The sequence below is a fragment of the Hallella mizrahii genome, assembly GCF_009695775.1.
Taxonomy (GTDB): Bacteria; Bacteroidota; Bacteroidia; order Bacteroidales; family Bacteroidaceae; genus Prevotella; species Prevotella mizrahii.
The window spans coordinates 66,336-75,998 of record NZ_VUNG01000015.1 but is presented as its reverse complement, the minus strand read 5'-3'; the positions used below and the strand labels follow the sequence as shown (position 1 = coordinate 75,998).

Here is a 9,663-nt window from a genome sequence, read left to right as displayed (position 1 = left end):
CTTTCAAAATACAAGAAGGTGAGAACCAAAGATGGTGGGAAATGGGGTACGGCAACCATGCTTAAATATATAGAAGAGCTTGTTGCTATGCTTGGTGTATAGTGTCTCAAATGGAGGTTTCTTTAATAAAAGACTTCCATTCCTGCATTCTTCTTTCTTAATGCTTTCGTCAATGAAATATCTTGCGGCAAGCGTACGATGGTCAACCTCTCCGTTCTTGAGCTTGACAAAGTAGTAAGCCACGCCATCATAATAATACTCCAGTTGTCCGTTATAGAACTGCGGTGCTCTGAAATAAGCCTCAAACACAACGTATTCAGGACGTTTCGTGGCAACTGACACCTCGTTTAGCGCTTGTTCCCGGGTATCCATGTACAACACCTTGTCCTTCAAAGTGTCGGTGTCAACATCTTTGTTCAGGTAGGCCACATGGGATACGGAAAACTTAGGAACACTGTCCTTAAAACGAATATAACCTTCGGAGTCTGAAGTCGTCAGCAGTGTTCCTCTTGCATTGAAGACCGATGCGAATTCAATAGGTTGCCGTGTATGGCTGTCTAACAGCCTGAACTGTACTTGTACTTGTGCCTTTGCTTCTACACCTAAAAGGCAACAAACAACCAACGCAATAATATTTTCCACGAACTTAAGATTTAGTGAATGAGAAGAGGGAAAACTATTCCTGCCAGATTACAGACGGCATGAGCGATGAAGCAATATCTCACATCATGGTATCTGATAAACAGATAGCATAAAGGTATTGCAAAGACAAGCGTGTCAACTCTTAAGAAAGAGTCTCCAAGATGGGCGCAGAAAAACAAGATGGAACTGCACACAATGATAGCAACGGGGTTAAAACCACCTCTTTCCATCATGCTGACGAGCCATTTTCTGAACAGCATTTCCTCAGCGAAAGGACCTAACAGGCCTGTCGAGACAATAGAAATGAGCAGTGGGGATGGTTCCGCAGTAGGATGTGGATAGGCCGTATTGCTCAACTGACAAATGAGATATATGGCAAGTTGCCAAAGCAGACCTAAGAGAATGGAAATCGAAACCACTTTCATTTGAAGTGCCGATGGCCGCAACATCCATAAGTCAAGCTTTTCTATTTTATTCTCTATGGCCAACGCGACTAATAGGAATGCAGAGCAGGCCATAGCCATGAGATCTGGTGCCAATTTGGAAGCGACTGCGTTGTCCCCGTTATTTAAGAAAAGGCCCATAAAAGGTGCAGCAACTAAGATCGAGCCCACCAAGCATATCACCAAAAAAACGATAATCCTTCTAACACACTTTGGCTTACTATAAGTTATATTGTTCGTTTCGCTTCTTTTATTGTCCATATACTCTAAATTCCGCAGCACTATAATTTAGATTTATTTATAAGTTCCTAAGCAGCAAAATATTGCTCAGGATTTTGCCATGTCTGAAAATTCACTTAACTCTTAGTGCTGCAAAAAAGAAAACGAATCACCAGCAAGACATGGCAAAAATACGAATATAATTTGAGAAACTTACACCTTTTGGTGGAATTTTTCCCATCATTGAGTACTTTGTTACGATTTCAACCGCATCGACTTGAAGAAGTTAAAGACGCGGCAAGTGGGATAGCGCCAAAGGCAGTGAGAGACGGTCTACCTGAACACCTGCTGCCATAAGTTTTTATCGCTGACAACGATGCGGGCAAAGACATCCAGTCCGGGCTGCGCGCTGAAGCCAGAAGAGCGGATTGAGGCCGTGGCACGAAAATAATGCTTACCTTCCACGACAATCAAATTCCTGCTATAGTAGTTAATCCGACACACACAGGGCATGGCATCCTTGTCCTGCCCTTCCACGGAGATGCGTGCCGTGCGGGGCTCATCAAAGAGATAAAGGTATTTGTAAGGAACAAGGACTTCTACAGTATCGTCGGTGGTGACTTTGCCCTGCGTCTCTATCGTGATGGGATAGCGGATGGCAAACTGCCCACGATAAGCCCAAGCACTATTTGTCCGAAATAGCGCCTGTACTTCTTCACATAGCCGAAGAGGAAGCGGAACGACCGTGGATTCTTTTTCTTTTCACCCTCGCCATCCTCCTTGTGGGAATAGAAACTGGGCGTGGGCTCCAGAAACATCGTTATGCCTTTTTCCTCACCATTAGACCGTGTGCTGATCCAGTGACTCTTGAACTCTTCAAGGCTATACTTGACAAGTCCTTTCCCCGGATCAGCTATATAATATTTTTTACCAGCCTTAACTTTATAGAGTACGACAAAGTGGTTTTGGTTCCAGTGGAGGATGCATGGAGAATTGACTTCTGTTATTTGTGACATATTTACTCTTCCACAAAGAGTTTTCATCCCAACTTCCTCTCCTATTTTTTTCAAGTCTAATAGCGACATGCCTTCTGTTGTTGCTGTACTTTGACGGGAAAGTGTATCATACGAATACCCTTTCCCATAGTATTTGCAAATCATTGCCATACATGCAATACCGCATTGCATGGAATCATACTGTTTGTAAAAAGGAAATAAAATCATGCTTTTTCCAAAGAATACTATAGCCTCCTTTACGATAACTCAGGCTGGAAGGATTCATCAAAGACGGTTCTTTTCTGCATTACCAGCACCTGTGCCCTTGTACTTACTTTTGGTGGTGTTGAAGTCATATGATAGCGACACTCCGATGTACTGCGTATAGACGTAGGCATCTTTGGACATCGTGGTTACGGGATAATAGCCTGTCCATCGGTCACGGAGGTTACGGAAGATGTCGTTGGCAAAGAGATAGGCAGTCATACTCCCATCAAGGAATGTCTTTTGAATGCGGGCATCGATATTGAAACGGTGTTCACGGCGTGTAAAACCATAATCGAAACTCGTGGAGTTATGCAGATTGAGCATGGCCTTGGCAGTCTTGCCAATGGCAAACCAGTTGCGGAAGTTCACCTCGAATTGGGGCTTATCAAGGTCTTTTGATGTGCCATAAGCCCGTGTGTCAAAGTTCTGCTGCCAGTAACTGAGTGTCAGTGTAGGGCTGTAGAAGCCAAACTTCGGCGATGCAGTCACGGAAGCATGATACGACTCGAACTTGTCGAAGTTGCGATTACTCCAGAATGTAATCTCAGTATTGTCCTGATACAATCGTCCAAAGCTCAACTGCATGTACTTGCTATGGTCGTAGCCCGCCGTGAAGTTCAGCCACGAGTAGGTCACGTCAAGGTCGATGCCCTGTTTGACTGTCGGGCGCAGCAACGGATTTCCGCCTTCGTACTGATAACGGTTATCGTACTGTATGTTTGAATTGAGCTGATTATAACTTGGACGGCTGATGCGTTTATTGTAGCTGAGTCCGATGCCCCATTTGTCCTGCTGCCAGCCTATTGCGAGATTGGGAAATAGGTTACGGTACTTACGGCTTGGCTCTGGCTGAAATGTTCCAAAGGAATAATAGTCGGAGGTGACGGATTCGTAGCGCAGACCACCACCGATACTCCATTGCCCCAGCCGCATCTTGTATTCTGCAAAACCAGCCACGTTACTTTCCTTGATTTCGTCGTCTGATGGCGACACGACTTGCTCCACATTATTATATATGCCGTGGCTACGAGAACAAATCGCCTCTGTGCCAGCACTCAGTTCACCTTTCCAGACAGGATAGGTCAGCACCAGTTTCCCTGCCAGCATATTGCTCTGATTCTCGTGGTGAGTGCTTACAACGCGGTCGGACAGTTGCTGGCTCTGCTCAATTGAAGTCTGGTCGCGGGTAGATTTCTTCCAAATCCATGAACTATTGAAGTCAATGCCGAGTTTGCTAATCTTGCCTACATAGTAGATGTTGGCTTCGTGCTGTGGATTGTCATTCATTTTGGATTTCATCAGTTGGTTTATCTGCCCTTCAAGTGCATCGTTCCGCATGATGGTCTGCTGAGTTTGCGCCGTTCCACCCTCGTAGATTGAGCCATTCAGCGAATAGGACATACCGATGGAATTATCAGCATTGAAGTCATAACTGGCACCTACCTGACCGCCTGGCATTGTGTACCAGAAGCTATTGGGGGCATACTGGTCGATGCTGATGTGATTGCCGTTTGCATAGGTATCTGTGTGCAGCGTGTTGTCCTCGGAGTGGTTTCCGTGGTTGAACATTACATTTCCAAATACCTCCAGTCCTCCTCTGCGATATTTCACGGTGGCATCGTCATAAGCCGCCCATTTCTCATTATATTTCACGTAGCTGTACAGTTTCACACTGACACCCTCGCCCTGTGTCCTAATAGTCTTGATGCGGATGACGGCACTGACCTCCGCATTATATTTGGCACCAGGCGAAGTGATGATGTCCACACTCTTGATGTCGGTCGATTTCAGTTGCTTCAGTTCCCGTGCGTTCTGCACCTTCTTATTGTTGATGTAGATCTCGGGCGTACCCTTGGCAAAGACGGTGAAGTTTCCGTCCTCGCCTTGTACCCGTGGCAGCATTGAGAGCACATCGTCAGCCGTACCCACATCTTTCAGCATTGAGTTCTGAATATCAACGGTCATTCCACCCGTGGTCATCTTGTATTGCGGGCGAGAGCCTTTCACTACGACCTCGCCAAGCGTCTGCTCGTCGGGTTGCATCTGAATATCACCTAAGTTGCCCTGTCGCACTTGGATGTATTGGGGCTGATAGCCTACGCTCAACACTTTCAAAAGTCCGTCGTTGCGGTTGGTCTCAATGGTGAAAGTACCGTCATCTTTCGTCACGGCTCCCACGATGAAAGCGGAGTCGGCACGATTGAGCAGTAGAACATTGACAAACGGTATGGGTAGCGATTGTTCATCAACAATTCTGCCAGTAATGACACCTTGTGCCATACAGAAATCTACTACGACTCCCAAAATAAATATAAATATGTATCTCATTCTGATTTTGTCATTTGTGATTCATAAAAATACGCCAAACATTTATTTAGAAGCCCGGGGGCTTTCTGCAAGCATTGACACAGGTTGTAATTTGCACCATGATAGAGATTCCGTTCATTATACCAAGCGCACTTCCCATTACAGATAGGAAGGAAGAAGCAAGATTTGCATAACGAATCGTTGTACCAGGCACAGCCTTCGTGGTATCTGTAGTATAATGTTTTGTTCTCTATATCAGGCTTATTTATATATCCAATTACTTTAGACATATCAGATACATCATTCCAGCATTTATAGATTTCTCCAGTGGGTCCTATAATATAGGAGTTAACACAGAGGGCGCAACAGGTTTTGGCAATCCTATGTATTGGATATATGTTGCCGTCGATAATTCCCTTATTATATAAGTCAAAGAGTAGATATGCGGTTTCCCAACGTCCAAAGGCGGGCTCCACCAAATTCGTCCTTCCTTCATTTTCAAGCCTAATGATGCCTGGATATACGACTATTCTTTTGCCTTTGTATTTATTCTTCAATTCTTCATTAATTTGATAAAAATCATTGACATTATTTTTATCAATATTCACTCTGACATGAAGCTCTGTATTGGGCAACTTGCTTACTACTGTATCAATGTTATCTATGATACGATCATATGTCGGTGCATGATTTGCCTTCAAACTTCTCAATTTGTTGTGCCTCTCCTTTGTTCCATCCAATGTTATTTGCATAGAGTCTAAGGGATATTTCTGGAATAAACGAATAACATCATCATTAATCATATAGCCATTGGTAATCATGGAATGCCTCGTAATTTTTATCGACAATTCACTACTTATTCGATTTAGTATCTTTTCAATGACCTGATATGCCAATAATGGTTCTCCTCCATACCATGTTAATGTAAGTTCTTTTGCATATTCTGAATCCCTGATAAATGCTATCAAATTATTGATGGTATTATCATCCATTCGGCTAACTCTTTTGTCATTCTCAAAACAATAAGGACAATTGAAATTGCAATTCAGCGTTGGAACTAACACCAAGTTTAGTTTTGATTTGTCATGCTGAACAGACTGGGTAATGAATTGACATCTTGTTACGTAGTCATCATCATCATGTTCACCACAAACAATCCCCTCATGCTCCAAAATTTTCAATATATTATCTGGCAAATCATGTGGAATAGCATAATTCCCTTTTATTATGCTTTTGTTGAGAATGTCAAAAAGATCTTCAGACAACTCCATAAAAGAATTTGTTTTTGACGAATATGCCAAACATACTGATTTTGATGTCTTGAATAAATAACAATATCTTGAGACTACCTTTTTATCCATAATTACTGCAAATTTGAATTCTACCCAACACATCTATGGGGATTCCCCCATAGATGTGTGTCAATAGGTATCAACCATTTATTTATTTCGATGGTTTGCTCGGAGTACTAGGCTTTCTAACATTCTCGTTCCCCCACCAACAGTTGCAATCAGTACAGCTCGATTCTATTGATGAGTTTAGAGAATTTACGCCTCCTTTGATGTTAATGGCGTCATCTTCTGTAAAAGAAGATTCTACAATACTTCTTATTTCCATACACGCATTTTTTACGCTAAACCTTTGATTGGCTTTGAAGGCTTTTGTGGGGTAGGCTTCTCCTCATTCTTGTTGCTAATAAAACAATCACAAGTACATTCCATACTGCCAAAACTTGAGTTAAAGCCACCCTTAATATTGGTTGCCTCTTCAGTACTTAGCATCACATTTGGATGCAAAATTTTAATTTCCATATTTTATTTCTTTTTAACCCTACTCTTACAGCCTTTCGGTATCCGCTCCTTTTATCAGTGTGGTCTGCTTATAATATTGGCCTCTATTATTGCGATATTGATTAAATGTTACACATCGAATTGCCCGTAATAGGTTGCGTTATCCAAAACTATATTTAATGAATAACCACCCTCTGCAAGAGCTCCTAAATCCAATGATACCACACCACTATTTGTTATAGAAGACATGGTGGAACCTACAATATTACCTTGGGAATCACTAACGAGAACTTGTATACTACCAGTGTACCCTTTCACACCTACAGTTATAAGCCCATTCTCATAGTCGGCAAATACACGCGTTAGAGAAGGCGTGCGCATACCACCCTGATGGACTGTTCCTTCTTTTCGAATATCAATAGCAGAAGCACTGCTTGGTATTAATGTGACGAACACTAATAAAAGTATAAACAAATTCTTCATCTTAAAGTCGTTTTATGATTTTCGATTGCAAATTTAGCCACTTTAGAGATATGAAGCAAATAAATCAGGTCTATTTCTTTATTTCTATTGTCTCTGTAATATCCTAAATATTAAGCTATTATAATTTACATTCAATAAAGTAGGTCTATTTCTGCAATGTTAGAGACTTTAAAAGGTTTCAATGAATGTACGCAAAGACGTCTTTTCACCGCTAATTCCTACTTTAGCTTTATAGACAAACAACTTTTGCTTGATCGATTTTTCGCTAATCCCATATATCAAAGCCAATGCCTTTGTGGGCATTTTAAGACGGAGAAGCATCATAAGTCTAATGTCATCATCGCTTAGGTCGGGGAATGTGCTATGTAGCCTGGACACGAAGTTGCCTTCGATGCCATCTACAAACAGTCTTATCTCTTCCCAGTCCTCTTCTGTTAGCGGCATGATGTCGGTCTTGTTGCCTCGCAATTTTTGAATCTTTTTGGCAGCATCTATCCTCCTAAGAATGAAGTTGCGCATTGTAGAGAGCTGAATCTCCTTGTGATGCAATTCCTCATTGTGCATCTTTTCTTCTTGGAGCAACTTTTCTTCCTCGATCTTTAGTTTGAATTTTGCATTTGACTTAAATTGCCGGTACGAATGCAGAATAAATACAATTATTGTTAGGGCAAATAAGAATGTGATTGCAATGAGCCATGACATCAATCGCGCTTCCCCTTTAGCAACACCATTCTCATATTTTGTCTTCACCAAAGAGTTATAATATTCTTGTTTACTATCCAACTGTTTGCCATACATCTGCTCCAAATAATGGTAGGCAGAATCAGCGTAGTTGTATGCCTCATCATAATCGTGCGCTTTGATGGAAGCCAAGTGCCTAATATTGAAAGCTATATATTTGCATTCCGCATTATCAGTGTGGATAGAGTTCAGTAATTTATTGCATGATGACAAAGAGTCCGCGTCAAGATAGGCTGTAGCAAGGTTTAAAGCCTTGGTTATGTCATCAACAGTACGAGTATTATACGAAGCTTTAGAACATTCTAAAGCTTTTTTGAAATCTTTGCGTTGTGTGGCAATAGTCGCCATGTCTTGGTAAACATCGGAAAGGACATTAGAATCTTTCAACGCATAAGCGATGCCTAAAGCTTCCTTGCACTTTTTTTCTGCCTGGACAATATGGTCTGCAAAAAGTAATGCGTCGCTAACATTTAGTTTGAGATAGATGATATTATATTGAGATACATCAGGCAACTTCTGATAAGTCTGCTCTGCATGCCTTGCCACTTCTACAGCCTTTCGAGGATTTGTTTGCCTTAGCACTCGAGAATATTTCTCCAATGCCATACATTGCGTGTATCTGTCCCCAATCTTTTCAGAAACATCTGCTGCCTTCTGCAAACAGTCTATAGCCAGTTTCGTGCTGTCGTTGAGCATGTAGTATTTGCCCATGTAGTACTCACACTTGGCATAAAGTGAGTCATCCTCTTGATTATTATAATAGGTGTAGGCTGTCCTTAACAGTGAGTCGTTGTCAACATCCAGCCCGCTCTTGTCCTGTGCGATTGTGTAAACAAGGGCATACCGCGCCATTTCGGCTTTACCAAGTTTTGCTTGGTCAACTCCATTAAGTACAGACAAAGCACTATCCGGTGCTGTTGCCGTTAGTTGGTATGCTATGTCAATAGCTCTGTTGTGTGTTTCCTTGCAACCCGTAACAAGAAACACAGCCAACACAAGTAATATGATAAGACTTTTGTTATTCATGAGTCTGGAGTTTGGGCAAAGATACGCAAAAATTGTCAATGCAGCAAATAAAGGATATCTATTTCTTTAATTTGCACAGCTTTGCTACTTTACTGATATTTAATGGTATACAGATTAAAATAAATTTTGCACGTCTATTTCTACGTCTATTAGCGCTGCAACAAGTGCCTCTTCTTGACAGAAAGACGCCATGCACCTGTAACACAGGTGAAGCAACAAGGCATTACTTGAATACCTGCTGCCAAACCGTCTTGTCGCTGACAACGATACGGGCAGATACCTTCAACCCTGGCTGAGCGTTGCTTCCATTAGAACGAATGTGAGTCTTAGCGGTAAAATAATGGTTTCCGTCTACGACGAGCAGCTTGTCGTTGTGGCTGGTGATGGGACACACGATTGGGGCGGCATCTTCGTCCTGTCCTTCTAAGGTGATGCGTGCCGTGCGCGGCGCATCAAAGAGATAGAGGTATTTATAAGGAACAAGGAGTTCTACCGAGTCGTTGCTCGTTACCTTGCCCTGCGCCTCAATCGTGATGGGATAGCGGATGGTGTAGAAGGCAATGCCAAGGGCGATGACGACAAGGGTAATGATCAACGTACCGGTTCGCACAAGGGCTGGAGGCACCTGCCCGATGATGTGGCGCACCTTCTCACTCCGTAGTTCTATATTTTCTGATTCATTCTTGTTGTCCATGTCTAAAAAGTCTTTTTTTGCTTTGTCGGTATCAACAGCGATTGTTCATCAATCGA

8 protein-coding genes and 1 pseudogene are annotated in these 9,663 nt (G+C 42.3%); all 9 read right to left on the bottom strand.

The genetic code is table 11. From position 1 onward, the window contains the following. Nucleotides 1–3: 3 nt before the first annotated feature. Nucleotides 4–642, bottom strand: coding sequence for a peptidase associated/transthyretin-like domain-containing protein (locus FYJ73_RS07460; RefSeq protein ID WP_154534087.1), 639 nt, complete (start codon nt 640–642; stop codon nt 4–6). Nucleotides 643–653: 11 nt separating this feature from the next. Next, entirely contained in the window at nt 654–1,346 is a 693-nt protein-coding gene (locus tag FYJ73_RS07455; RefSeq protein WP_154534086.1) for a CPBP family intramembrane glutamic endopeptidase, read from the bottom strand. 617 nt (nt 1,347–1,963) lie between these two features. Beyond that, a pseudogene (locus FYJ73_RS07450) lies at nt 1,964–2,527 on the bottom strand (cysteine peptidase family C39 domain-containing protein); the annotation flags it as partial. Between the two features lie 57 nt (nt 2,528–2,584). Continuing rightward, nucleotides 2,585–4,894, bottom strand: a complete 2,310-nt coding sequence (locus tag FYJ73_RS07445; protein ID WP_206081726.1) for a TonB-dependent receptor domain-containing protein — start codon at nt 4,892–4,894, stop codon at nt 2,585–2,587. Continuing rightward, entirely contained in the window at nt 4,891–6,234 is a 1,344-nt protein-coding gene (locus tag FYJ73_RS07440; protein ID WP_206081725.1) for a radical SAM/SPASM domain-containing protein, read from the bottom strand. Before FYJ73_RS07440 ends, FYJ73_RS07445 begins: the two co-directional genes overlap by 4 nt. A 267-nt stretch (nt 6,235–6,501) precedes the next feature. After that, on the bottom strand, nt 6,502–6,684 hold the full coding sequence (locus FYJ73_RS07435) for a hypothetical protein (protein WP_154534083.1): 183 nt from the start codon (nt 6,682–6,684) through the stop codon (nt 6,502–6,504). Nucleotides 6,685–6,792: 108 nt separating this feature from the next. Beyond that, nucleotides 6,793–7,146: a DUF3244 domain-containing protein gene (locus tag FYJ73_RS07430; RefSeq protein ID WP_154534082.1), complete on the bottom strand. Its 354-nt coding sequence runs from the start codon at nt 7,144–7,146 to the stop codon at nt 6,793–6,795. 168 nt (nt 7,147–7,314) lie between these two features. Continuing rightward, entirely contained in the window at nt 7,315–8,913 is a 1,599-nt protein-coding gene (locus FYJ73_RS07425; RefSeq protein ID WP_154534081.1) for a hypothetical protein, read from the bottom strand. 223 nt (nt 8,914–9,136) lie between these two features. After that, on the bottom strand, nt 9,137–9,607 hold the full coding sequence (locus FYJ73_RS07420) for a hypothetical protein (protein WP_154534080.1): 471 nt from the start codon (nt 9,605–9,607) through the stop codon (nt 9,137–9,139). Nucleotides 9,608–9,663 lie beyond the last annotated feature (56 nt).

Bases quoted from the DNA above. Each gene is read 5' to 3' on its own strand.
- FYJ73_RS07435 (WP_154534083.1), bottom strand. From the start codon at position 6,684: ATGGAAATTAAAATTTTGCATCCAAATGTGATGCTAAGTACTGAAGAG.
- FYJ73_RS07430 (WP_154534082.1), bottom strand. From the start codon at position 7,146: ATGAAGAATTTGTTTATACTTTTATTAGTGTTCGTCACATTAATACCA.
- FYJ73_RS07455 (WP_154534086.1), bottom strand. From the start codon at position 1,346: ATGGACAATAAAAGAAGCGAAACGAACAATATAACTTATAGTAAGCCA.
- FYJ73_RS07425 (WP_154534081.1), bottom strand. From the start codon at position 8,913: ATGAATAACAAAAGTCTTATCATATTACTTGTGTTGGCTGTGTTTCTT.
- FYJ73_RS07440 (WP_206081725.1), bottom strand. From the start codon at position 6,234: ATGGATAAAAAGGTAGTCTCAAGATATTGTTATTTATTCAAGACATCA.
- FYJ73_RS07420 (WP_154534080.1), bottom strand. From the start codon at position 9,607: ATGGACAACAAGAATGAATCAGAAAATATAGAACTACGGAGTGAGAAG.
- FYJ73_RS07445 (WP_206081726.1), bottom strand. From the start codon at position 4,894: ATGAGATACATATTTATATTTATTTTGGGAGTCGTAGTAGATTTCTGT.